Genomic DNA, 23,961 nt, shown 5'->3' on the forward strand with positions numbered 1-23,961 from the left:
GATGAGCGCGAACCCCCGTGGCCGCGGTCGCGGTCGGGCGAAGAAGGGCCACGACGAGGCCGAGCACCCCGACGAGCGCTGGATGGCGTCGTACATGGACATGATCACGGTGCTCATGTGCATGTTCCTGGTGCTCTTCGCCATGTCGACGGTCGACCAGCAGAAGTACATCCAGCTGAAGCAGTCGCTCGCGACGGGCTTCGGCGAGGTGAAGTCGCAGAAGATCGACACCGCGTCCGGCACCGTCGTCACGAAGGACCAGGTCAAGGACGGCTCCGGCTACTCCACCGACAAGTCGCAGGCGGACCACTCGAGCGCGTCGAGCGGTCACGACGGCAGCGACGCCGAGGTCGCCGGCTCGACCTCGGCGAGTGCCGACCCGACGAACCCGGCCGTGCCGGCGACGGCGTCGAAGGCCGACGTCGCCGCCGCGAAGCGCGAGCTGGACGACCTGCAGGCGATCGAGAGCGCGATCAGGACGAACCTCGACAAGGCCGGACAGACCTCGAACGTGCAGTTCACCGTCGACGCCCGCGGGCTCACGGTCCGGCTGATCGGCAGCGAGACGTACTTCCGGACGAACAGCGCGGACCTGTCCGGCCAGGCGAAGCGGATCATGGACGCGATCGCCCCGGTCCTCAAGACCAGCGGGCACGACGTCAGCGTCGAGGGGCACGCCGACCAGCGGAACTCGACCGCGCCGTACGCCACGAACTGGGAGCTGAGCGCCGCCCGCGCGACCGGGGTGCTCCGCGACCTGGTGGAGCGCGGCGGGATGCCGTCGGCGCACGTGCAGAGCGTCGGCTTCGGGTCGAGCCGCCCGCTCGCGAAGGGGGTGAGCGACGCCGACAACACGCTGAACCGCCGGGTCGACATCGTGGTGCTGTCGAACCAGGACCAGGACGTCAGCGCCCTCATGCCCGCGCTCGCGAAGGCGCAGGACGGAGCGCGCCAGGGGTAGACCGACCACAGCCACCGCCGCCCCAGAAGGGGGCACAGCACTGACGGTGGGGGCACAGGGGACCGATAGCGCCACCCGTGACCGAGACCCTGCCCGCGCCCGAGGTGTACGACTTCGCGCGCCCGTCGACGCTCGCCCGCGAGCACGCCCGGGTCCTCGAGCTCGCCTTCGAGACCTTCGCGCGGCAGTGGGGCACGCAGCTCACCGCGAAGGTCCGTGCCGTCAGCCAGGTCACCTCCGAGCAGGTGCAGATGACGACGTACGACGAGTACGCCGCGTCGCTGCCCGCCCTCACCGGCATGGTCCTGCTGCCGATCGCCGGCGTCAACGCGAAGGGCGTGCTGCAGGTGCCGCTCGACGCCGCGCTGACCTGGGTGTCGCACGCGCTCGGCGCCCCCAAGCCGCTGCCCGCGCCGGAGCGCACCTTCACGCCCATCGAGCAGGCCCTCGTCCGCAAGATCGTCGAGGACGCCCTCGACGACCTCCGCTACTCGTTCGGCGGCCTGCTGGCGCACGACATCGGCGTCGGCGGCTTCCAGTTCAACAGCCAGTTCGCCCAGGCCGCGCAGAAGGGCGACCTGATGATCGTCGCCTCGTTCACGATCCGCGTCGGCGACCGCGTCTCGCCCGGCACGCTCGCGCTCCCGGCCGAGGCCGTGCTGCCCCAGCTCGGCGAGTCCGCCGAGACCGTGTCCGCCGCCGACGCGCAGGCGCTCCTCGACGCCCAGCTCGCCGGCGTCCCGGTCGGCGTCAGCCTGCGCTTCGCGCCCGCCACCGTGCTGCCGTCCCAGGTGCTGCGCCTCGCCGTCGGCGACGTGCTGCCCCTGCCGCACCCGCAGCACCGCCCCCTCACCATCGCGGTCGACGGCGAACCCGTCGGCACCGCCGCCGTCGGCGCGAACGGCTCGCGCCTCGCCGGCATCGTCGTCACCACCACCTCGGAGCAGCCCGCATGACCACGACCACCCTCCACACGCAGGCCGCGGAGGCACTCGCGGCGCAGCTCCCCACAGCGGCTCCGCTGAGCGCCGTCGCCCAGCCGGGAGGCGCGACCCCCGTCGCGCTGCAGGCCGCCGGTGACGCCGTGGTCGCCTCCTTCGTCGGGGGCCTCTCCGCCGACCTGGTCCTGGTCCTGACGGACCTCGACGCGGTCGCCGCCGCGGGCGGCACCGACCACGGCCTGGTCGACGTCACCGACGTGCTCCGCCCGTCGCTCGAGGCAGCGGCCGCCGTGCTCGGCGTCGGCGTCTTCGGGGACGCCCGCCGTGAGTCCGCGTCGACGCTCCTCGCCGACCCGGAGACGGTCGTCTTCGAGCTCACCGCCGGCGGCGTCCCCGGCGGCTGGTTCGCGCTCCGCGTCCGCGAGAACGGGACCGTGTCGGCTCCCGCCGTCACCCCCGCGGTGCACCTGCCGGCTGGCAACCTCGGCCGGATCAACAACGTCGAGATGACCCTGACGGTCGAGATCGGCCGCACCCGGATGTCCGTCCGCGACGTCCTCGGCATGGAGCCGGGCGCCGTCGTCGAACTCGACCGGAGCGCCGGTGCCCCCGCCGACGTGCTGCTCAACGGCCGGCTCATCGCGCACGGCGAGGTCGTCGTGGTGGACCAGGACTACGCGGTCCGCATCACGAAGATCCTCGACGTCGCCGAGAGCGTCTGAGCCCGACGGTGGACACGCTCCTCATCGCCCTCCGCGTCGCGCTCTCGCTCGGCGTCGTGCTCGCCCTCATGTGGGTGCTGCACCGCCGTGTCGCGAAGAGCGGCCTCGGCGGTGGGAAGGCACGCGGCCGTCGCTCGGCGTCCGTCGAGGTCGTCGGCCGCCAGGGCATCGGCGGCAAGGCGAGCGTCGTCGTCGTCGACGTCGAGGGGGAGCGGCTCGTGCTCGGCGTCTCGGAGCACGGTGTGTCCCTGCTCACGAGCGGGCAGGCGCCCGCGCCCGAGCTGACCATCGTGACCGGCCCCGTGCCGCTGCCCGCGCGTCCGACACCGTCGGCGGACGCGTTCCGTCGGGAACTGGACCTGCAGCAGGACGCGGCCCCGCGCCTCCAGACCGCCGCATCCGACGCGGTCGACACGACCGTCGCGGAGCCGCTGCCGATGCGCCCGCGCAACCGCCGTCCGCAGCGCACGGCGCTGCCCACCGCGCAGCAGCTGCAGGGCTCGATCCTGTCCGCCGACACCTGGCACCAGGCCGCCGCGGCGCTCCGGAACCGGCGGGCCGGGTGACCGCGGCGCGCACCGGACGCATCCTCGCCCTCCTGCTCCTGGGGGTGACGGTCGTGGCCGGCTTCCTCATGCTCACCGCGACCGGTGCCCACGCCGCCGGCGTCGTCCAGCCGACCGCCCCCGCGACCCCGACGGCGCCCTCGACCGGCGACTTCAGCGTCAGCGTGAACGGCCCGGACGGCACGCCGTCGTCGGCGGTCGTGACGCTCATCGGCATCACCCTGCTCAGCGTCGCCCCGGCACTCATGCTCATGATGACGTCGTTCACGAAGATCTTCGTGGTCCTCGCGATGACCCGGAACGCGCTCGCGCTGCAGTCGATCCCGCCGAACCAGGTGCTCGCCGGTCTGGCGCTGTTCCTGTCGCTGTTCGTCATGGCACCGGTCCTCGGGCACATCAACGACGACGCCCTGCAGCCGTACCTCGCCGGGCACATCGACTTCACCCAGGCGGTCGACATCGGCACGAAGCCGCTGCGGACGTTCATGCTGCACCAGACGCGCGAGGAGGACGTCGCGCTCATCACCCGGGCGGCCGGTCAGGCGAACCCGAAGTCGATGGCCGACGTGCCGATGACGACGGTGATCCCGGCGTTCGTGATCTCCGAGCTCCGCAGCGCGTTCATCATCGGGTTCGTCATCTTCATCCCGTTCCTCGTCATCGACCTCGTCGTCTCGGCGGCGCTCATGTCGATGGGCATGATGATGCTCCCGCCGGTGATGATCTCGCTGCCCTTCAAGATCCTGCTGTTCGTCCTCGTGGACGGCTGGGGGCTCATCATCAAGTCGCTCATCGAGAGCTACCACGTTGTCTAGCGCGGGGGGTCCGGCATGAACCAGCAGGCGGTCATCGACCTCGTGCTCCAGGCGCTCATGGTGTCCGCGAAGCTCGCCGCACCGGTCCTCGTGACCTCGCTCGTCGTCGGCTTCGCGATCTCGCTGTTCCAGTCGGTGACGCAGATCCAGGAGGTCACGCTCTCCTTCGTGCCGAAGGCCGTGGCCGTCGCGATCGCCCTCGTCGTCTGCGGCAACTGGATGATCTCGGAGATGGTCGGCTTCACGCACGCGGCCTTCGACATGATCCCGAAGCTCCTCGGGAGCGGTTGATGGACCTCGCGATCGACGCCGACCGGCTCGAGGCGACCATGCTCGCCGGGGTCCGGCTCGTCGCGTTCTTCGTCATCGCCCCGCCGTTCTCGTACAAGGCGTTCCCGCCGATGGTGAAGGTGATCCTCGGCATCGGTCTGGCGATCGGCGTCGCGCCCGGCGTCGCGGTCGGGTACACGTCGCTCGACACCGGCGCGTTCCTGCTCGCCCTGCTCACCCAGCTCGTGGTGGGGCTCGCCCTCGGCTTCCTCGTGTACCTGGTCTTCGCGGCCGTGCAGTCCGCGGGCGCGCTCGTCGACCTGTTCGGCGGCTTCACGCTCGCACAGGCCTACGACCCGCAGTCGCAGGTGAACGGCGCGCAGTTCACCCGGCTGTTCCAGATGGCGTCGCTCGCGCTCCTGTTCGCCTCCGGCGGCTACCAGCTCATCGTGGCCGGACTCGTCCGCTCGTTCGACGCGGTGCCCCTCGTCGGCGCCGACGGGGCGCCGGGCACGTTCGCGCTCGGCGGCTTCGCCTCGGTGCTCGTCGCGGCCGCGTCGCAGATGTTCCTCGCCGCGCTGCAGATCGCCGGTCCACTCGTCGTCGTGCTGTTCCTCGCCGACGTCGGGCTCGGCCTGCTGACCCGCGTCGCCCCCGCGCTGAACGCCTTCCAGATGGGCTTCCCGATCAAGATCGGCCTGACGGTGATCTTCGCCGGCGCGCTCTTCATGGCCCTGCCGTCGGTCGTGTCCTCCCTCACCGGGGACGCCGTCCAGGCCATCACGGGACGGGGGTGACCCGCGTGTCCGACAGTGGAGAGCGGTCCGAGAAGGCCACCCAGAAGCGGATGAAGGAGGTCCACGAGAAGGGTCAGATCGGCCGTTCGCAGGACCTCGGGGCGTGGGTCGGCATCGCCGTCGCCGCGCTCGTCATGCCGTCCGCCGTCGGGTCGGCCGCAGCAGCGGGGGAGCACCAGCTCCGTGCCGTGCAGCGGGTCGTCGCCGACCCCTCGATCCCGACCATGAACGCCGTCTTCCACGAGGCGCTCGGATCCCTCGGCGCGACCCTCGGTCCGATGCTCGGGCTCGTCGCCGTGGCCGTGCTCGCCGCCGCCGTCGCACAGGGCGGCATCCACTTCCGGAAGATGGCCCCGCAGCCGGACCACTTCGATCCCGTGGCCGGTCTGAAGCGCGTGTTCGGCACCCAGGCGATGTGGAACGGCCTGAAGGCACTGCTGAAGACCGCCGTCGTCGGCCTGGTGCTCTGGTTCGCGGTGCAGGCGCTCGTCCCCGTGCTCATGACCAGCGGTTCGCTCCCGCTGTCCGCGGTGCTCGACGCTGCCGCCGCGGGTACCGGCACCCTGCTCCGTGCCGCGATCGTCGCCGGGCTGCTGCTCGCCGCGCTCGACGTGTTCGTCGTGATCCGCCGCAACCGCAAGCGGACCATGATGACCAAGCGCGAGGTCAAGGACGAGGCCAAGCACAGCGAGGGCGACCCGCTCGTGAAGTCGCAGCGCCGGTCCCGCCAGCTCGCGATGAGCCGGAACCGCATGGTGCAGGCCATCGGCACCGCAGACGTGGTGATGACGAACCCGACGCACTACGCCGTCGCGCTGAAGTACGAACCGGGCAGGTCCGCGCCGAAGGTCGTCGCGAAGGGCGCCGGTCCGGTCGCCACGATGATCCGCGCACGTGCCGAGGAGGAACGGGTGCCGATCGTGCAGGACGTCCCGCTCACCCGTGCCCTGCACGCCGCCTGCGAGCTCGGGCAGGAGGTGCCCGTCGACCTCTACACGCCGGTGGCCCGCGTCCTGTCCTTCGTCATGGCGCTCAAGGCCAGGGGCGCGGCGGCCGGCACGCACGCACCGCCCAGGCCGACCACCCCCGACGAGGTCGCCAGCGTCCTCGACCCGGCAACGCTCACCGGGGACCTCCGCCCCCGCAGACTCCGCAAGCCCAGCCCCATGGAAGAGGTGCCCGCATGAACCGCAAGGACCTGCCGAAGCTCGTCGTCCCGGTCTTCATCGTCGGCATCATCCTGCTGCTGATCCTGCCGGTGCCGTCGTTCCTGCTCGACCTGCTCATCATCTGCAACATCCTGCTGGCGCTCGTGATCCTGCTCACGACGCTGTTCGTGAAGAAGCCGCTCGACTTCTCGGTGTTCCCGTCGCTGCTGCTCGTCGCGACGCTGTTCCGCCTCGGCCTCAACGTCGCGTCGACCCGGCTGGTGCTCGGCGAGGGGTTCGCCGGCGACGTCATCCAGGCGTTCGGCCACGTCGCGGTCTCCGGCTCGGTGATCATCGGCGCGGTGATCTTCCTCATCCTGGTGGTCATCCAGTTCGTCGTCGTGACGAAGGGCGCCGAGCGTGTCGCCGAGGTCGGGGCCCGCTTCACCCTCGACGCGATGCCCGGCAAGCAGATGGCGATCGACGCGGACCTCAACGCCGGCCTCATCACCGACGCGCAGGCGAAGGAGCGCCGGGCCGCGGTGTCCGCCGAGGCCGACTTCTACGGTGCGATGGACGGCGCGTCGAAGTTCGTCAAGGGCGACGCCATCGCCGGCATCCTCATCATCGTCATCAACCTGGTCGGCGGCATCGCGATCGGCATGCTGCAGAACGGGCTGTCGATCACGGACGCCCTGGCGAAGTACGGCATCCTGACGATCGGTGACGGCCTCGTCACGCAGATCCCGGCGCTCCTCATGGCCGTCTCGACGGGCATGATCGTGACCCGCTCGGGTGCGGAGACCGAGATCGGTGCCTCGGCGACCACCCAGCTCACGCAGTCCCGGAACGCGCTCGGCATCGCGGGCACGGCGGCGATCGCGATGGGCTTCATCCCCGGCATGCCGATCGTGCCGTTCCTGCTCATCGGCGCGACGCTCCTCGTGATCGCGTGGCGACTCGGCCAGCAGGCCAAGCGCGAGGCGGCCGAGGCGGCGCAGCAGGAGGCGCTCGGCGCCGCGGCGCCGTCGTCGGACACCACCGAGGACCTGCTCGAGCAGATGCGCGTGCACGCGCTCGAGATCCTCCTGGCCCCCGACCTCGTCGACATGGTCTCCGGCGCGTCCGACGACCTGCTCGGCCGGGTCCGGGCGCTCCGCCGCAAGGTGGCCGTCGACCTGGGCATCGTGGTGCCCCCGGTCCGGACCCGCGACAGCATCGAGCTGCCGCCGTCGACCTACGCGATCCGCATCGCCGGCGTCGAGGCCGGTCGGGGCACCGCCCCCGCGCGCAGCGTCCTCGCGCTCGGCGACCAGCTCGACGGGCTCCCCGGCACGACCACCGTGGAACCCGTCTTCGGCCTCGCCGGCAAGTGGGTGCCGGCGGAGCTCCGACACGCGGCCGAGATGACCGGTGCGACCGTGATCGACCGGGTCTCCGTGCTCGTCACGCACCTCCAGGCGATCATCGGTGACAACGCCGGACGACTCCTCACCCGCGAGGACGTCAAGGTCCTCACCGAGGGCGTCAAGCAGGTCAACCCCGCGGCCGTCGAGGAGCTCGTGCCCGGCATGCTGTCCCTCGGCGAGGTGCAGCGCGTGCTGCAGGGGCTGCTCGCCGAGCGCGTGCCGATCAACGACCTCGGCCGGATCTGCGAGGCGCTGACGCTCCGCGCGAAGGTCTCCACCGACCCCGAGGGCCTCGTCGAGGCGGCACGGGCGTCGCTCGGTCCGGCGCTGCCAGCCCGGTACGCCGACGCCGGCACGCTCCGGGTGATCATGATCGACCCGCTGCTCGAGCAGTCCATGCTCGAGGGCCTGCGCCCGTCGGAGCAGGGTACGCAGATCGTCCTCGACGCCCACCGCATCGAGCAGGTGCTCGGGTCGCTCCGGGACGCCGTCCGGAGCGTCGAGGACCAGGGCCTGTCGGCCGTGCTCGTCTGCGCGCCGCAGCTCCGTCCCGCGGTGCACCGCATGGTGTCGGCCCAGTCGAACGGCCTGCCGGTGCTCTCCTACCAGGAGGCGACCGCCGCGGGCTCCGCCATCGAGACCGTGGGAGTGGTCCGTGCCGCCGACCCGATTGCAGCGTAGCGGCGCCACGCTCGAGGAGCTCCGCGCCGCGGTCCGCGCCGAGTTCGGCCCGGGCGCGCGCCTCGTCGCAGCGGAGCGCGTCACCACCCCGGGCATCGGTGGGCTGTTCCGCCGCGCCCACGTCGAGGGCACCGTCGAGGTCCCCGCGCCCGACGACCAGGTCGTCGCCCGCGTCGCGATCGCCGACGGTCCGGTGCAGCGCATCGGGATCGCCGCGCTCCTGGCGGACGCGGACGCCGCGGAGGCCCGCATCGCCGGCCGCGACGGCACCGCGTCCACCCGGGCGGACACGTTCGCCTCGGTCCTCAACGGCTTCGTCGCCGACGGGATCGCGCGGCCTGCAGCACCGGCCGTCGCGGAGGACGTGCCGCCCGCGGCCCCTGCGCCTGCTGCGACGTCGGTGCCGGGTGCAGCGGACGACCTGGTCGGGGCGCTCGACGCGGTCGGTCCGCTCGAGACCGTCGGTCCGGTCGTCGCGGACCACCGGCCGGGAGGCGCGGTGCACCTGCTCGACGCCGCCCCGGGTCGCGATGCGGTCACCCCGACGGCACCCCGACGGCCCGCCCCGCCGGTCCGGTCCGCCGACGGGGACCTCGTGCTGCTCGTCGGCCGTGCTGGCGACGTCGACGCGGCCGCGGGCGTGTTCGCCGTGCGGCACGCGCTCCGGCAGACCGACGCCGCCGACCGGCGCACCGGGATCCTGGCGCGGGCCGAGGGGGTCCGCGACGGGCACGCCGTCCTCGCGGTCGCGGCATGGGACGACGCCGCCGCGATCGAGGGCCTCGCAGCGGACCAGGTGTGGCTCGTCGTCGACGCCGGCCGGAAGACCGAGGACGCGGCGGCGATGCTCGCGGCCGTCCGCGAGCGCGCGCCCGTCGGCGGGATCGTGTCGATCGGGGAGCGCGAGACCGCCACGCCGGAGTCCGTCCACCTGCTGGGCCTGCCCGTGGTGTCGCTAGGCTGAGCGGGTGCTGGTACTCACGCGGAAGGTCGGCGAGCGCATCCTCGTCGGTGACGACATCGTCATCACGGTCCTCGACGCCCGCGGGGACGGCGTGCGGATCGGCATCGACGCACCGCGCGGGGTGAAGATCCAGCGCGAGGAGGTCGTTCGCGCCGTGGCCGAGGCGAACGCCGAGGCGGCCGCTGCCGCCGGCGCCGCCGCCGCCGGGGGAGACGACGCCGAGGCGCGCCTCCGTGCCGCACTCGGCGACCTCGGGCGCCCCACCGACCAGGCCTAGTCCCGCGCTCCGCGCTCCCGCGCTCCGCGCTCCCGCGCGTGCGCTGACGCTTCGGGCGTACCTGACGTCTCCGGGCGTACCTGGCCTGTTCGCTCCACCGAGTACGCCCGGACACACGTGCCATCGCGCGCGTTCTGGGAAGGAACGGGTGCCGGACGCGGACGACGCGCCCCGTTCCTCCAGGGCGCGTCGTCCGCAGCGAGGTGCGTCGCTACGGTCGGGGCTTCTTCTCCTGCTCGGGGAGGCGACCCGCGGCGGCCTCGGCCGCGAACCAGGCACGAGCCTCGTCCTGCCGGGCCTGCTCCTCGCCGAGCGCGATCGGCGCGCGGACGTGCCCCGGCTCGTAGCCGAAGGACTCGAGGAGCTGCGGCACGATCGGACGGACGCGCGCCACCAGGCGGTCGATGTACGCCGAGACCGCTCGGGCCCGCTGCGCCGAGAGCCGACCGTGCACGAGGTGCCAGTCGAGGTGCTGCTCGAGCAGCCCGAGGGCGAACAGGTCGCGCAGCCAGACGAGCGCACGGCGGGTGTCGCCCTGCGGCACCTCGTCGATGGCGTCGGTGAAGGCGTCCCACTGCATGAGCTCGGCGTGGGCCTTCGCGGCCTCGATGAGCTCGTGCTGCGAGCGGTTCAGGAGCAGTGCCGCGCGGGCACGGTCCTTGCCGGCGGTCGCCAGGCGCATCCCGATCTCGGTCACCATCGTGTCGACGCGTCCGGCGAGGAGCTCGCGCTGCGTGCGCGGGTCCTGCAGGTCGGTGACGCTCGCCGCGAGGGAGCCTCGGTCGGCGACGGTCTGCCCGAGGCGCCGGAGGCCGGACGCGTCGGCGAGCTTGGTCGCGGCCTGCGCGGCGACGAACCGCGCGGTGGACGCCGCGTCCTTCGGTGCCTTCGCACGGAAGTCGGTGAGCAGGCGCTTGCCGACGAGCTGGAGCAGGACGGTGTTGTCGCCCTCGAAGGTCACGTAGACGTCGAGGTCGGCGCGCAGGCCGGTGAGACGGTTCTCGGCGAGGAAGCCCGCACCGCCGCACGCCTCGCGGCACTCCTGCAACGTCTCGAGCGCCGACCAGGTCGACATCGACTTGAACGCCGCCGCCTGGGTCTCGAGGTCCTCGCGACGCTCCGGGGTGTCCTGGCGTCCGCTGAACACGTCGTCGAAGGTCCGGAGCAGCTTCTCGTGTGCGAAGGACTGCGCGAAGACGGTCGCCAGGCGGGGGATGAGCCGTCGCTGGTGGCGGCCGTAGTCGAGCAGGACGCCCTCGGTGCCGTCGCCGGTCGGGAACTGCCGCCGCTGCGCCGCGTACGTCAGCGCGATCTGCAGACCGATCTTCTGCGCGACGACCGCGGCGCCGTCGAGCGACACCCGGCCCTGCACGAGCGTGCCGAGCATCGTGAAGAACCGTCGGCCGGGGGAGGCGATCGGGGAGGAGTACGTGCCGTCCTCGGCGACGTCGCCGTAGCGGTTGAGCAGGTTCGTGCGCGGGATCCGGACGTGGTCGAATTGCAGCCGTCCGTTGTCGATGCCGTTCAGGCCGCCCTTCACGCCGTCGTCCTCGCCGCCGACGCCGGGCAGGAAGGCACCGTCCGCGTCGCGGAGCGGCACGTAGAACGCGTGCACCCCGTGGTCGACGCCCTGTGTGACCAGTTTCGCGAAGACGACCGCGGCCTTGCCGTGCAGCGCCGCGTTGCCGATGTAGTCCTTCCACGCACCACGGAACGGTGTGTGGACGACGAACTCCTGCGTCTCCGGGTCGTAGGTCGCGCTCGTGGCGATGCTCTGCACGTCCGAGCCGTGACCCGTCTCGGTCATCGCGAAGCAGCCCGGGACGTCGAAGGCGATGATGCCGGGCAGGAACTCGCGGTGGTTCCGCTCGGTCCCGAGGTGGTGCACCGCGGAGGCGAACAGCCCCCACTGCACGCCGGCCTTGATCTGCATCGACGGGTCGGCGGTGACGAGTTCCTCGAACGCCGCGAGGTTGCCGCCGTGGTTGTCCTGCCCGCCGAACTCGACCGGGTACGGGCGCTGGATCGCACCGGCGTCGACGAGCACCTGGAGCTGGTCGAGCGTGCGGGCGCGGTGGTCGGCGAGCGACTGCCCCTCGATCTTGTGCATCGCGGGGTCGAGCGCGAGCTGCCGCGACAGGCGGCGGTCCTCGGCCCAGCGGCCGAGCAGGTGCTCGCCGAGGAGCGTCGTGTCGATGCGCACGTCGGTGTCCGTGCCGCCCGTCGGGGTGCCCGCTGCCGGGTCGCCGTGGGCATCGGCCTTCGGCGTCTCGCTGCTGTGCACGGGTGCGGTGTCGACCATGTCCGGGGTCCTCCTGAACTGCGATGTCCGGTGTTGCATCCCCCACCGTACGGCGCTGCCCCGAGCACTGGCGTGGATGCCGTCCGCGCGGCACAACGGTGCCCCGGGTCCGGCGGTTCCCCGTGGTGGGAACCCTCCAAAGCACCACGGTCAGGATTGCTGAGCACCCTGCAACGATTGGGCCCGTCCAGTGGTCGGCGGGCAGACTTGCGGCCATGTCAGGCACCACCGCACCACCACGCAAGCGCACCTTCTTCGGGCAGCCCTTCGAGCTGTCCACACCCTTCGCGGTGGAACTCTGGGAGCGGTTCTCGTTCTACGGGATGCAGGGCATCGTCCTCATCTACATGTACTACACGCTCTCGCAGGGCGGCCTGGGGATCGACAAGGGCATCGCGAGCGGGATCATGGGCGCCTACGGCGGCGCCGTCTACCTCTTCACCATCATCGGCGCGTGGATCGCCGACCGGCTGCTCGGCGCCGACCGCACGCTCTTCGGCAGCGCGATCGTCGTCATGCTCGGCCACGTCGCACTCGCGGTCCTGCCCGGGGTCACCGGCGTCGGGGTCGGTCTCGTGCTCATCGCACTCGGCTCCGGTGGGCTCAAGGCCACTGCGACCACCATCGTCGGCGGGCTCTACAGCCGCGACGACCCGCGCCGCGACGCCGGCTTCTCGCTGTACTACCTCGGCGTCAACCTCGGCGCTTTCTTCGGCCCGCTGCTCACCGGCGTGCTGCAGAGCGCGCTCGGCTTCCACTACGGCTTCGGGCTCGCCGCCGTCGGCATGGCAGCCGGCCTGGTGCAGTACGCCATCCGTCGTCGGCACCTGCCCGACCAGGTCCGGCACGTCACGAACCCCGTCGACCGTCGTCGGCTGCCGCTCGTCGGCGGGCTCGTCGCCGTCGTGCTCGTGGTGGTCGTCGTCGCCGTCACGACCGGGCTGCTGAACGTCGGCAACCTGCCCACCGTCGTCGTCGCCGTCGTCGTGCTCGCCACGATCGGCTACTTCGTCGTCATCCTGTCGAGCGGTCTCACCCGTGACGAGCGGTCGCGGGTCTTCGCCTTCATCCCGCTGTTCATCGGCAGTGCGGTGTTCTGGTCGCTGTACCAGCAGCAGTTCACCGTCGTCACCGTGTACTCCGACGAGCGGCTCAACCGGTCCCTCTTCGGCTGGGACATGCCGGTCTCCTGGGTCCAGTCGATCAACCCGGTCTTCATCATCGTGCTGTCCGGCGTGTTCGCCGCCGTCTGGACGAAGCTCGGCGACCGCCAGCCGTCCACCCCGACGAAGTTCGCCCTCGGCACCGGCATCATGGGCCTTGCGTTCCTGCTCTTCCTGCCGTTCACCGGCACCGGACGCAACGGCACGCCGCTGCTCGCCCTCGTCGGGATCCTGCTCGTGTTCACGATCGCCGAGCTCCTGCTCTCGCCCGTCGGGCAGTCCGTCGCGACGAAGCTCGCACCGCCGAAGTTCCAGACGCAGATGGTCGCGCTGTTCTTCCTGTCCGTCTCGCTCGGCACCGCCGTCACCGGGGTGCTCTCGCGTTCCTACGACCCGACGGACGAAGCGCCGTACTTCACCGTGCTCGGACTCGTCGCGGTCGTCGTCGGCGTCGTCCTGCTCCTCTGCGCGAAGCCCGTCCTGCGGCTCATGCGCGGCATCCGGTAGCCTGGCGACATGCTCGAACTCATCGCAGGAATCATCATCGGCGTCGGCGTGCTCGGCGGCGTCGGGCTCTGCATGGCGGTCGCCGCCATGATGAAGAGCGGTTCCGAGGAGTACTAGGAGCCTGCCGGCTCGACCGGCACCAACTGACGACTGAGGACGGTCGCGCGCTCGAACGGGCCGCGGCCGTCCTCCGTGTACACGGGGTCGTCGAACGCGACCGTCCACGAGAGCGGCTCGCCCACGCCCGGGTAGCCGACGAGCTGGTTGCCACCGGGAGCCACGATCACGCCGATCGGTTCGCCGGCCGAGCGTTCGCCGCCGCGATCGGTCGCGACGACCTGCACGAGGGCGCCGATGCCGAGGCCGGGGCGGGCGTCGTCGGGTTGCGGGCGGGGGGAGCGGCGGCGTCCGAACACGTGCTCACCGTAGCTGAGCGGCACGTCGTGCGACGAGGAGGCGCACCGGCGGCGTCGAGGCTTCCCGAGCGGGCACGACACGCCGCGCGCGCTGCGCCGTGCGGGCAGAGGACGTCGCCGTGAGCCGCCGAGCGTGACGGAGATCGCCCGCTCGGCGGCGGCGCAGTGTCAGGCGCGGGCGATCTCGGTGATCGAGGAGTGGCCCGTCTCGGGGTGCTTCCGCATGGACAGCAGTCGCTCCATCGAGGGTTCCAGGGCCGTCACCTTGTCGAGCGGCGCACTCACCACGAGCTGGAACCCGAGCCGGAGCCACGCGGTCACGGCACGCCCGGCGAACTCCGAGTCCGCCTTGATGAACGCCTCGTCGAGGAACACCGGGGCGAACCGCGGCCGGGGCCGGGTCTCGTCGCCGAGCTGGTAGCGCAGCGCCGCGCCGACGATGAACGCCACGAGCTCCTGCGTCTCGCCGCCGGACTTGTCCCCGAGGGACGAGTAGACGCCGAGGTCGTTGCCGTCGACGTCGTACCGCACGGCCGTGATCTCCATGTGCCGCCGGACGTCGAGCACGGCGTCGCGCTTGGTCGTGCGACCGCGGGGTGCGTCGGCCTCGGGGCGGATGACGTCCATGAAGCGGCGGAGCCGACGGAACCGGGTCTCGAGCACGTCGTCGGTCAGCTCGGTGTCGACCGAGGCCGACAGCGCGCGGAGCTCTCGCCGGAACGCCGAGACGTCCTCGCGGGTGACGCGGCGGATCTGGATCTTCAGCCGGTCGCGGTTCGCGCCGAAGGGCAGCTCACGCAGGATCTCGTTGACCGGTTCGAGGCGCTCCTCGATCTCGATCACCGCGCGGTCGAAGGCGCCGGCGAGCGGGACGAGGTCCTCGCCGCTCCACTGCGACAGCCGCCGACGCCACTCGGCTCGTCGGGCGTGCAACCCGGTCGCGACGATCTGGTCGAGGATGGCGCGGTAGTCCGGGTACGACGCGACGCCGGTGCCGAGGTTCGGGTCGTGCCACGCGTCCTGGTACCGCTGGAACGTCAGGGTGAGCGCGTTCGAGGCCGATGCCGCACCGTCGAGCGCCTGGGACAGCCGTTCCTCGAGCCGACGTCGCAGTCGTCGCGTGGCGTCGTCGAAGCCGTCGATGCCGTCGGGAGCGCCGACCTCGTCGAAGGTCTCGGCGAGCAGGCGCGACTGCTCGTCGTCGGGCAGGGACTCCGGGGTGTCGTCGAAGCGCGCCAGGATCTCCGCCGCGGCGTCCTGACCGTCGACGAGCACCGCGTGGCGCTCTTCGAGCCGGGTGACCGACAGCCGGGCGGCGGCACGCCGGTCGGCGGCCTCGTCGAGTGCGGTCCGGAGGCGGGCGACCGCGGCGCGGAGCGTCCGGAGGCCGTCGTCGGCGGCGAGCAGCGCCTGCCGCTCCTCCTCGAGCTGCGCGAGGGAGCGCTCGAGGCCCGTGACGTCGATCGCGTCCCACGTCACGTCGACCACGTGCTGGTGGGCGGTGCGGAGGACGTCGAGCGCGGCGAGGTCCTGGGCGACGTCGGTCCGACGGGCCTCCAGCGTCGCGAGGTCCTGCGCGATCGCGGCGAGCTCCTGCTCCACCGCGGCCACCCGCGCCTCGTTGGTGAAGCCGATGACGTTCGACTGCCGTCGGTCGCCGTGTGCGCCACGTCGACCGTCGCGGAGCTGTCCGGCCACCGTCACCCGACGACCGCCGCCGCCGAGTTCGTCGGCGGACGCGACACAGCGGGCGTCGATCCGGTCGGACTCGATCCGCTCGCGCACCCACGTGCTGAACGGTGACGCCTTGATGGCGAGCTTGCCGGAGACCATCGCCGGGTCGCCGTCGAGGTCGAGGTGCGGCCCGGTCGGGACGCCCTCGAACTGGATGCGGACGGGCAGGCGGAGCTCGTCGATCGCGGCGCTGAACGCGGCGAGCCGGTCCTCGTCGACGAGCAGCGTGCGTGCGACGGGTGCGAGCACGGACTCGATCGCTGGTCGCCAGCGGTCCTCGCCGGGCAGCACGTCGAGCAGCTCGGCGACGAAGGGCAGGTCGTCCGGGTCGATGCCAGCCGCACGGGCCATCGCGAGACGCGCCTCGTGCATCGGCAGCGGCATCGCGCCCTGCCGGTGTTCCAGCGACTGCCGCTCCTGCCGCAGGGTCCGCTCGCGGTCGAGGAGCGGGTACTCCTCGCGGGTCAGTGCGTCGCGACGCTCGTCGAGCTCGGTCCGTGACGCGGCGTACGCGCCGAGGAACTCGTGCGAGGTGCGCTGGGCGGCGGTGAACGCCTGCTCGGAGGACACCGCGAGCCCGAGCGGGGCGGTGCGCTCGTCGAACACCGTCCGGGTGCGGACGACCGCGTCGCGCTCCCGCGTCCGACGGTCGATGCGGTCCTCGAGCTGGGCGAGTGCGTTGCCGCCCTGGTCGCGGAGCCGCGCCTCGGCGTCGCGCAGCTCGATCTCGACCGCGGCGTGGCGGGCCTCGGCGGCGGCGACCTCACCGCGCGCGGCGGTCCGCTCGCGGCCGTTCCGTTCCACCTCGGCGTCGAGCAACGCCCGCTTGCGCGAGGCCGTCCAGTGCGCGAACGGCGAGACCTCGGCTCCGGTCGCGATCCCGTCGAGTGCCTCGGCCGCGGCGCGGGCGCGGGAGATCTCGAGGTGCAGCTCGGTGATGGGGGTGAGGATGCGGACCTTGCGCTCCTCGGTGTCCATCGCCTCGTAGGCGTCGTCGAGGGCCGCGAAGTGCGCGAGCGCCCGGTCCGCCGCCTCGTACGTGCCGGGGGTCTCGAGCACGAGGGACTTGTACAGCGCGTCGACGGTCGGCAGGTGCTGCCCGGCCTGGATGCGCGCGAGCAGCCGCATCGCCCGGTTGCCGCCGCCCGAGTCGCCGATCCCGAGCCGGGTCTGCAGCGTGTAGGCGAGTTCCTGGTAGGTGTCGCGGATGACGAGCCCGGGCACGCGTCCGGTCAGCTCGAGGTGGTGGAACCGCGTCGGTACGAACTCCTCGAGCCGGCGCAGATCGAACGTGTCGTCGACCGTCGCCATGGTCATCTGGATGTCGCCGACGCCCCGCGCGCGCTTCGGCACGATGTACGCGCGCAGCACCGTGAACCGGCGCTCGTCGTCGTTGCGGAAGGTCACCGCGGCGGCGCCCCAGGTCGCCTGGTCGTCGCCGCGCAGGTTGACGTCGCGCAGCCCGCCGGTGTCCGGGTCGCGCCGGGTGTCGACCTTGCCGCGCAGGTACGTGAGGAGGTTGCGCTGGTCGGCGCTCCGGGCCCGCCCCGTGGTCGCGTCGTTCGAGGCGCCGTTGAACGGCACGTCGGACGGCATCATCACCGCGAGGTAGGCGTCCATGAGGGTGGATTTGCCCGTGCCGGAGGCGCCGGAGATGAGGGTCGCCGTGCCGGAGAGCTCGACCTGGCGGTGGCCGTGGAAACCGCCCCAGTTCACGACCTGCATCGACTCCGCGCGCCACTGCGCGACGGTGTCGAAGAGCGCGGGGATGACGGATGAGTCGATCGCGGTGTCGGTCATGCTTCCGTCTCGCCTTCGTCGTCGGTGTCGGTCTCGTCGGCCGGGAGGCGCGGATCGCCGGCGTCGTCCGCGTCACCCGATCCCGGGGCCGCGTCCACCGACGCGCCGTCCTCCGGTCGGACGGTCGCGTCGTCGGACGCCCCGTCCTCCGATCGGAGGATGCCCTTCGTCTGCAGCCAGCGGTCGAGTTCGCGCAGGCGGTCGAGCGGCAGGAGCACCTCGACGACGCTCGCCACGCGGAAGCGGTCCGGGTCCGAGGTCTTCAGGAGGATGCGGGCGGTCACGAGCCGCTCGATCGCCTTCGTCACGCGGCCCTCGTCGCGCGTCCGGTCGGTGGACGTCGCCGGACGGAAACCGGCCACGTGTCCGAGGATCTCGCTCCGGTCGACGACGACCTGGTCCGGACCCGGTCGGGTGTCCGCGCGCAGGCGCATCCGGAGGTAGACGAGGACGATCGTCTCCTCGCGCGTGTACGGGACGTCACGGAGCAGCGTCGGGAAGGTACGGCGCTGGCTCTCCGACCGGGCCTGGCGCTTCCAGGCGACCTCGCGGTCGCGGTCCACATGCAGTTCGAGGAACACGTCGTTGAGTCGCGAGCGGAGCTGGTGCTCGGCGTCGAGCACGGCCCGCCACTCGTCGGCGTGCGTGCGGGCGCTGACGTACGGGCTGCGCAGCAGCGCCACCAGGGCGCGGCGCTGGCGGTCGTCGAGACGGCCCTCGTCGCCCTCGAAGAGGGCGAAGCTGCTCTCGTCGCGCTCGTCGTCCTGCGCGACGGCGGTGGGGTCGTCGTAGGGGACCGGCTCGTCGACCGGTGCCGGCGTCGTGTCGCTCACCGCGCCTCCTGTGCGTGTTCGTCGTTGGTCGTGTCGGGGGAGGACGGCTCGTCGGTGAGCACGGCCGTCGGCATGTGGAAGGTGACCGCGCTGCCGTCGGGCCGCACGGTGCGGTGCGCCGCCGTGGCCGCGGCGGACTCGAAGTCCTCGTGGCCGGTCAGCAGGTGCGCCAGGCCGAAGAGCTCGACCGGTCGTCGCTGCTCGTCCGGGAGGTCGTGGAAGGCGTCGACGCTCGACGCCTGCTCGCCGGTGCGCACCGCGGCGCCGAGGACCGCCCGGAGCTCGGCGAGCAGGGGACCGCCGTGTCGGCGGAGCGTGTCGACGTCGAGCTCCTCGAAGACGTCGTCGTCCGGTTCCTCGATGGGCGGCGGCACCGACTCGGCATCGGGGTCGTAGAAGCGCTCGCGGAACGTGCCGACGTCGGCCGTCGCGGGCAGGAGACCGATCGGCAGCCGGTCGCGCGCGGAGCCGCGGTCCATCCAGGTGGCGAGCCCGCGGTTGACCGATCGGAGGACCCCGTCGAGCTCACGGTCCCGCACGACGTCGTGCGCGACGATCTGGTCGCGCAGCGTCGCGGTGAGTTGTCGTCGTTGCGCGAGGACGTCCTCGATGCCCTGTCGGAGGATGCTGACCGTGTTCCGGAAGGCCCGCCGCTCGCCCGCGCCGAGCGAGTCCGCGAACGGGTGCGCCAGGATCGTCGCGATGTCGTCGCGGAGGCGCAGGAGCAGCGCGTCGTCGCGGAGCAGCTCGAAGGCACCCTCGAACGCCCGCCCCTCGGGGGTCGCCTGCATGAGGTCGTCCGTCCGGGCGAGGTAGTCGTCGAGGATCTCGCCGATCGGGCGGACCTCCTGCCGGAAGTCCTCGACGATCGAGCGGTGCATCGTCGCCACCGCTTCCTCGACGCGCTTGAAGTCGCTCGGCAGCTGCCGGATGAGGTCGGAGATGTTCGTGTAGCCGTCGCGCATCCGCGCGTCGTCGACCGTCGCGACGTCGCCGGCCTCCAGCCGGTCCCGCTCGGCCTGCAGCTCGGCGATCTGCGCGTCGATGCGGCGGACCTGCACCTCCGGGTCGGGTTCGGCGCGGGCAGCCCACCGGTGCACGGCGTCGACGATCATCGCGAGGCGGCTCTCGCTGATCAGGGCACGGTCGGCACTGAGGGCGTCGACCAGGCTGAGCGCCTCGAGCGCGTGACTCGTCAGGGAGTACTGCTCGTCGCCGTCGGGGGAGTTCGAACGGACGAGCCACTGCGCGGCGACCCATTCACGGCAGAGCGCCCGGCCGTTCGGGCGGTGCTCGGTGTCCGCGTCGGACTGTTCGCTGGCGGGGACGCGAGCGCCGGTGGCCTGCAGCCGGGCGACGTGCTCCTCGACCTGCAGGTGCATCCGGTCCGCGGGGACGTACTGGACGTCGCGGTCGAACACCGTGCGGAACACCGCGAGGACGGCGGCGCTCGTGGGACGCGACATCAGCCGGAGCGTGGGGCGCTCCAGGACGGAGCGGACCCGCGCGAACTCGAGGTCGACGTCGGTCATGCTGCCCTTGCGGTCGTGTTCGTTGCAGTACGGGAACAAGAAGAGCCCGACGCGACGGCGCCGGGCTCTTCTCGGGTGTTCTTCAGGCCCTGGATGGGCTCGTGGGCGATACCAGACTCGAACTGATGACCTCTTCGGTGTGAACGAAGCGCGCTACCAACTGCGCCAATCGCCCCCTGCACTGTGTGTGCGGATCGATAGTAGCGGATGTCGGGCGGTCCGCTGAACACGACGCGTCGCCCGGGTGTGGCGGAGATGCCGGACGCTGCCCGATCCGCATGAACCCGGGGGACACGCCCGGTGAACGGGAAGGATTTTGGTGGATGGTGCTGAGTTCGTATAGAGTTCTTCTCGTCGCCGCGACAGCGGAGAGACAGAAGCGGCCCCAGGGTCCTTCGAAATGCGGATGTGGCGCAGTGGTAGCGCATCACCTTGCCAAGGTGAGGGTCGCGAGTTCGAATCTCGTCATCCGCTCGAGTGTGGGAGTCTCCGGACCTCCACGACTCACCAGAGGGTATCCCACCGTTCGGGTACTCACGGAGACGTGAACTCCGATGGTGGGGTGGCCGAGAGGCTAGGCAGCGGCCTGCAAAGCCGTCCACGCGGGTTCGAATCCCGTCCCCACCTCCAGTTCAACTCCTCTGGGCGATTGGCGCAGCGGTAGCGCGCTTCCCTGACACGGAAGAGGTCACTGGTTCGATCCCAGTATCGCCCACCACGAGAAAACCCCCGGGAAACCGGGGGTTTTCGTGTTTCCCGACTGCCGCGGCAGTGGAGCGCGATGGTGCCGGTCGCCGACCGATTGTCGCGACCGGCGACTCGTAGGCTTGCTGGGTGATTGCCCGCGTTCTCGGTTCTGGTCGTCCTCTCGTCGCTCTCCACGGATTCGGTGTGGACCACCGCATCATGCTGCCTCTGGCGGACGCCGTGCAGGACCTGCCCTGGCGGATGGTGTTCCTCGACCTGCCATGGGCCGGAGCCGTCGCGGGGACCACGACCGCGAAGAGCGCGGTCGACGTGGCCGACGAGGTACTCGCCGAGATCGACGACCACCTCGGGGACGAGCCGTTCGCCGTCATCGGCAACTCGTTCGGCGGCATGATCGCCCGACACGTCGCGCACGAACGCCGAGACCACGTCCTCGGTGTCGCGACCCTGGCGGGTGTCGTGCATCCGGAGCACGCGGAGCGTTCCGTCCCGCCGCGGACGGTGCTGCACACCGACCCGTCCGTCCTCGATGCCGCCGGTGACGCGCGAGCAGCGTTCGAGGAGGTCAGCGTCATCCGGGACGCGGCCGCGTTCGCAGCGTTCGAGCGGTACGTGCTGCCCGGTCTCCGAGGCGCTGACGCGGCGGTGATGGACCGCATCGCCGCCGACTACGCACTGGACGCTGTGCCGGAGGAACTCCACCCGGAGCCGTTCACCGCGCCGGCGCTGCATCTGTTCGGGCGGCAGGACGACGTCGTCGGGTACGAGGACGGGCTCGCGCTCCGGGACCACTACCCGCGAGGGAGCTTCGTCGTCCTCGACGCCGCTGGACACAACGTGCACCTCGAGCAACCCGACATCACGACCGCCCTGGTTCGCGACTGGCTGGCGCGTATCGACCGGTAGCGAATCGTCAGCAGGGGACGGGGTCATCGCTGTGGCGGCCGCCGGTCGGGCGTCCGGACACGTTCTGGCATCCTTCCGACGACGGGCTGGGCCTCGGCGTCGGATCCGCCAGGTCCTAGCGCTCGCTGACCGTGGTGACTTCCCCCACCACCTGCTGCTGCACCGCGAACTGCGTCCGGTGCAGCTCCTCGTACCGACCACCGAGCGCCAGGAGCTCGTCGTGCGTGCCACGCTCCACGACGGAGCCGTCCTCGACCACCAGGATCTGGTCGGCGCTCCGGATCGTGGAGAGGCGGTGCGCGATCACCATCGCCGTCCGCCCCTCGAGCGCCTCGCTGAGCGCGGCCTGCACCGCCGCCTCGGAGGTCGAGTCGAGTGCCGCCGTCGCCTCGTCGAGGATGACGACGCGCGGCTGGGCGAGCAGGAGCCGCGCGATGGTCATCCGCTGGCGCTCCCCGCCGGACAGGCGGTAGCCGCGTTCCCCGACCATCGTCTCGAGCTGGTCCGGCAGGGACCGGATGAGCGGTTCGAGGCGGGCGCGGCGCACGGCGTCCCAGACCTGGTCGTCGGTGGCGTCCGGACGCGCGAGGCGCAGGTTCGAGCTGATGGTCTCGTGGAACAGGTGTCCGTCCTGCGTCACCATGCCCATCGTGTGGCGCAGTGACTCGAAGGTGACGTCGCGGACGTCCGTCCCGGCGAGGCGGACCGCACCGCTGTCGGCGTCGTAGAGGCGCGCGAGGAGCTGCGCGATCGTGGACTTGCCGGCGCCCGAGCTCCCGACGAGCGCCACCGTCTGACCGGGCTCGATCCGGAACGAGACGCCGTGCAGGACCTCGTCGCCGCCGCGGGTGTCGAGTGTGGAGACCTCCTCGAGCGAGGCCAGGGACACCTTGTCGGCGGACGGGTAGGCGAACCGCACGTCGTCGAACTCGACGGACACCGGGCCGTCGGGGACCGCCACGGCGTCGGTCTTCTCCTGGATGAGCGGCTGGAGGTCGAGCACCTCGAAGACCCGCTCGAAGCTGACGACCGCGCTCATGATCTCCACCCGTGCGTTCGCCAGGCTGGTCAGTGGCACGTACAGCCGCGTGAGGAGCAGCGCCAGCGTGACGACGTCGCCGGTGTTCAGCTGCCCGCCGAGTGCGAGCGCGCCGCCGAGGCCGTACACGAGGGCCAGGGCGAGCGCGGCGACGAGCGTCAGCGCGGTGACGAACACGAACTGGAGCATCGCTGTCCGGACACCGATGTCCCGGACCCGGGCTGCCCGGACGCGGAACTCCTCGGACTCGTCGGCCGGCCGCCCGAACAGCTTCACGAGCGTGGCGCCGGGGGCGGAGAACCGCTCGGTCATCTGCGTGCTCATCGCGGCGTTGTGGTCGGCGGCCTCACGGCGCAGCGCGGCGAGCCGACCGCCCATCCGCCTCGCGGGGACGAGGAAGAGCGGCAGCATGACGACCGCGAGGACCGTCACGAGCCACGACGTGCTCAGCATCACGATCAGGGTGAGCGTCAAGGCGACGACGTTCGTGACGACGCCGGACAGCGTGCCGCTGAAGGCCTGCTGCGCGCCGATCACGTCGTTGTTGAGTCGGCTCACGAGGGCGCCCGTGCGGGTCCGGGTGAAGAACGCGATCGGCATCTTCTGCACGTGGTCGAACACGGCGGTGCGGAGGTCCAGGATCACGCCCTCGCCGATCCGCGCCGAGTACCAGCGGGTCAGCAGCGACACCCCGGCGTCGGCGACCGCCACGAGGGCGATGACCACGGCCAGCCAGACGATCGTCCCGACGGCGCCGCGGGCCGCGATGACGTCGACCACCTGTCCGGCGAGCACCGGCGTCGCGACCGCGAGGAACGCGCCGACCACGGAGAGCGCGATGAAGAGCACGAGCTTCGCCCGGTACGGCACCGCGAAGGTCAGGATGCGCCGGAGCGTGGCGCGCGAGAACCCGCGCCCGTCCTTCGCGGTGGAGATCTTGTAGAGCGAGCTCCAGGCTGCGCCTTCCATGCTCATGGCGGTTCCTTCCGTCGGCGTCGAGCCGGCAGCCAGGATACGTGCGACCGTGGGGGAGCGGACGCGAGCCGGGAAGCAACGCCGGCTCGACCGGACCCTGGAGCACGGACGATCTGTCCGGCCTACGATCACCACCGTGGATACCGACGACGACGACCGCACCTGGACGGTGCGCTACCGATGGCAGATCGCGATCGGGACCGGCCTGCTCGCCCTGCTGTGCTTCGTCGGCGTGTGCTCCGACGATCCCACGATGCGCTGGGTCGGCGGCGTCGGGCTCCTGCTGCTCGTCGCGTGGGCGTTGACGTTCCAGGTCCTGTTCCGCCGCGGCTGGTAGGCCGACGTCTCGACTACGGCCTCCGCTGCTCCCCGCCGGAGAGGTCCGCCTCGACGTGCTCCCTCGGTTCGAGCGTCGACACGAAGTCGTCGAGGAACGACTGGAGGTCGAACGACTGTCCGTCGTCGGCCGCGGTCCGGCTGTGGTCGCTCATGCCA

21 protein-coding genes and 4 tRNA genes are annotated in these 23,961 nt (G+C 71.7%); 17 read left to right on the forward strand and 8 right to left on the reverse strand.

Annotated features, from left to right (window positions below; translation table 11 throughout):
* The first annotated feature begins 1 nt into the window (after position 1).
* From ACY3FI_RS07685 to csrA, 11 genes are all read left to right on the forward strand, one after another.
* Entirely contained in the window at positions 2-961 is a 960-nt protein-coding gene (locus ACY3FI_RS07685) for an OmpA/MotB family protein (protein WP_462550196.1), read from the forward strand.
* 77 nt (positions 962-1,038) lie between these two features.
* Positions 1,039-1,917: a flagellar motor switch protein FliM gene (locus ACY3FI_RS07690; protein ID WP_462550197.1), complete on the forward strand. Its 879-nt coding sequence runs from the start codon at positions 1,039-1,041 to the stop codon at positions 1,915-1,917.
* The gene (fliN, locus tag ACY3FI_RS07695) at positions 1,914-2,624 is read left to right on the forward strand and encodes a flagellar motor switch protein FliN (RefSeq protein WP_462550198.1); all 711 of its coding nucleotides are present in this window, start codon (positions 1,914-1,916) and stop codon (positions 2,622-2,624) included. Before ACY3FI_RS07690 ends, fliN begins: the two co-directional genes overlap by 4 nt.
* Before the next feature lie 8 nt (positions 2,625-2,632).
* Positions 2,633-3,190 (forward strand): FliO/MopB family protein, encoded by a 558-nt coding sequence (locus ACY3FI_RS07700; RefSeq protein WP_462550199.1) that lies wholly within the window; start codon positions 2,633-2,635, stop codon positions 3,188-3,190.
* Entirely contained in the window at positions 3,187-4,005 is an 819-nt protein-coding gene (gene fliP, locus ACY3FI_RS07705) for a flagellar type III secretion system pore protein FliP (RefSeq protein ID WP_462550200.1), read from the forward strand. The genes ACY3FI_RS07700 and fliP overlap by 4 nt, the downstream gene beginning before the upstream one ends.
* Positions 4,006-4,020: 15 nt before the next feature.
* On the forward strand, positions 4,021-4,296 hold the full coding sequence (fliQ, locus tag ACY3FI_RS07710) for a flagellar biosynthesis protein FliQ (RefSeq protein ID WP_462550201.1): 276 nt from the start codon (positions 4,021-4,023) through the stop codon (positions 4,294-4,296).
* Positions 4,296-5,072: a flagellar biosynthetic protein FliR gene (locus ACY3FI_RS07715; RefSeq protein ID WP_462550202.1), complete on the forward strand. Its 777-nt coding sequence runs from the start codon at positions 4,296-4,298 to the stop codon at positions 5,070-5,072. The genes fliQ and ACY3FI_RS07715 overlap by 1 nt, the downstream gene beginning before the upstream one ends.
* A 5-nt stretch (positions 5,073-5,077) precedes the next feature.
* Positions 5,078-6,259, forward strand: coding sequence for an EscU/YscU/HrcU family type III secretion system export apparatus switch protein (locus ACY3FI_RS07720; protein WP_462550203.1), 1,182 nt, complete (start codon positions 5,078-5,080; stop codon positions 6,257-6,259).
* Positions 6,256-8,310: a flagellar biosynthesis protein FlhA gene (locus ACY3FI_RS07725; protein WP_462550204.1), complete on the forward strand. Its 2,055-nt coding sequence runs from the start codon at positions 6,256-6,258 to the stop codon at positions 8,308-8,310. The genes ACY3FI_RS07720 and ACY3FI_RS07725 overlap by 4 nt, the downstream gene beginning before the upstream one ends.
* Positions 8,285-9,274 (forward strand): hypothetical protein, encoded by a 990-nt coding sequence (locus ACY3FI_RS07730; protein ID WP_462550205.1) that lies wholly within the window; start codon positions 8,285-8,287, stop codon positions 9,272-9,274. Before ACY3FI_RS07725 ends, ACY3FI_RS07730 begins: the two co-directional genes overlap by 26 nt.
* 4 nt (positions 9,275-9,278) lie before the next feature.
* Complete coding sequence (gene csrA / locus ACY3FI_RS07735) at positions 9,279-9,551, forward strand: carbon storage regulator CsrA (RefSeq protein WP_462550206.1); 273 nt, start codon at positions 9,279-9,281, stop codon at positions 9,549-9,551.
* A 211-nt stretch (positions 9,552-9,762) separates the two neighbouring features.
* On the opposite strand, the gene ACY3FI_RS07740 is transcribed toward csrA, so the two are convergent.
* Positions 9,763-11,853, reverse strand: coding sequence for an acyl-CoA dehydrogenase family protein (locus tag ACY3FI_RS07740; RefSeq protein ID WP_462550207.1), 2,091 nt, complete (start codon positions 11,851-11,853; stop codon positions 9,763-9,765).
* Between the two features lie 215 nt (positions 11,854-12,068).
* Here ACY3FI_RS07740 and ACY3FI_RS07745 point away from each other — a divergent pair, with 215 nt between their 5' ends.
* Complete coding sequence (locus ACY3FI_RS07745) at positions 12,069-13,523, forward strand: peptide MFS transporter (protein ID WP_462550208.1); 1,455 nt, start codon at positions 12,069-12,071, stop codon at positions 13,521-13,523.
* Between the two features lie 113 nt (positions 13,524-13,636).
* On the opposite strand, the gene ACY3FI_RS07750 is transcribed toward ACY3FI_RS07745, so the two are convergent.
* From ACY3FI_RS07750 to ACY3FI_RS07770, 5 genes are all read right to left on the reverse strand, one after another.
* On the reverse strand, positions 13,637-13,939 hold the full coding sequence (locus ACY3FI_RS07750) for a hypothetical protein (RefSeq protein WP_462550209.1): 303 nt from the start codon (positions 13,937-13,939) through the stop codon (positions 13,637-13,639).
* Between the two features lie 168 nt (positions 13,940-14,107).
* Positions 14,108-17,473: an ATP-binding protein gene (locus tag ACY3FI_RS07755; protein ID WP_462550210.1), complete on the reverse strand. Its 3,366-nt coding sequence runs from the start codon at positions 17,471-17,473 to the stop codon at positions 14,108-14,110.
* Complete coding sequence (locus tag ACY3FI_RS07760) at positions 17,470-18,306, reverse strand: DUF4194 domain-containing protein (protein ID WP_462550211.1); 837 nt, start codon at positions 18,304-18,306, stop codon at positions 17,470-17,472. The genes ACY3FI_RS07755 and ACY3FI_RS07760 overlap by 4 nt, the downstream gene beginning before the upstream one ends.
* Positions 18,303-19,838: a DUF3375 domain-containing protein gene (locus ACY3FI_RS07765; protein WP_462550212.1), complete on the reverse strand. Its 1,536-nt coding sequence runs from the start codon at positions 19,836-19,838 to the stop codon at positions 18,303-18,305. The genes ACY3FI_RS07760 and ACY3FI_RS07765 overlap by 4 nt, the downstream gene beginning before the upstream one ends.
* 102 nt (positions 19,839-19,940) lie before the next feature.
* Positions 19,941-20,013: transfer RNA gene (locus ACY3FI_RS07770), tRNA-Val, on the reverse strand.
* Positions 20,014-20,240: 227 nt separating this feature from the next.
* On the opposite strand from ACY3FI_RS07770, the gene ACY3FI_RS07775 reads away from it, so the two are divergent.
* The 4 genes from ACY3FI_RS07775 to ACY3FI_RS07790 all read left to right on the forward strand — a co-directional run bounded on the left by ACY3FI_RS07775 (position 20,241) and on the right by ACY3FI_RS07790 (position 21,452).
* Positions 20,241-20,312 (forward strand) — tRNA-Gly (locus ACY3FI_RS07775).
* A gap of 82 nt (positions 20,313-20,394) precedes the next feature.
* A tRNA-Cys gene (locus tag ACY3FI_RS07780) sits at positions 20,395-20,468 on the forward strand.
* Between the two features lie 13 nt (positions 20,469-20,481).
* Positions 20,482-20,556 (forward strand) — tRNA-Val (locus ACY3FI_RS07785).
* A 116-nt stretch (positions 20,557-20,672) separates the two neighbouring features.
* Positions 20,673-21,452 carry an alpha/beta fold hydrolase gene (locus ACY3FI_RS07790; RefSeq protein WP_462550213.1) on the forward strand — a complete coding sequence of 260 codons (780 nt, stop codon included), beginning with the start codon at positions 20,673-20,675 and terminating at the stop codon, positions 21,450-21,452.
* 115 nt (positions 21,453-21,567) lie between these two features.
* Here ACY3FI_RS07790 and ACY3FI_RS07795 read toward each other — a convergent pair whose 3' ends face one another.
* Complete coding sequence (locus ACY3FI_RS07795) at positions 21,568-23,466, reverse strand: ABC transporter ATP-binding protein (protein WP_462550214.1); 1,899 nt, start codon at positions 23,464-23,466, stop codon at positions 21,568-21,570.
* Between the two features lie 136 nt (positions 23,467-23,602).
* Between ACY3FI_RS07795 and ACY3FI_RS07800 the strand changes: the two genes are divergently transcribed.
* Positions 23,603-23,803, forward strand: a complete 201-nt coding sequence (locus ACY3FI_RS07800) for a hypothetical protein (protein WP_462550215.1) — start codon at positions 23,603-23,605, stop codon at positions 23,801-23,803.
* A 13-nt stretch (positions 23,804-23,816) separates the two neighbouring features.
* Here the strand turns inward: ACY3FI_RS07800 and ACY3FI_RS07805 are convergent, their stop codons facing one another.
* Entirely contained in the window at positions 23,817-23,957 is a 141-nt protein-coding gene (locus ACY3FI_RS07805) for a hypothetical protein (protein ID WP_462550216.1), read from the reverse strand.
* Between the last annotated feature and the right edge of the window lie 4 nt (positions 23,958-23,961).

The sequence above is a fragment of the Curtobacterium sp. RM9 genome, assembly GCF_054956955.1.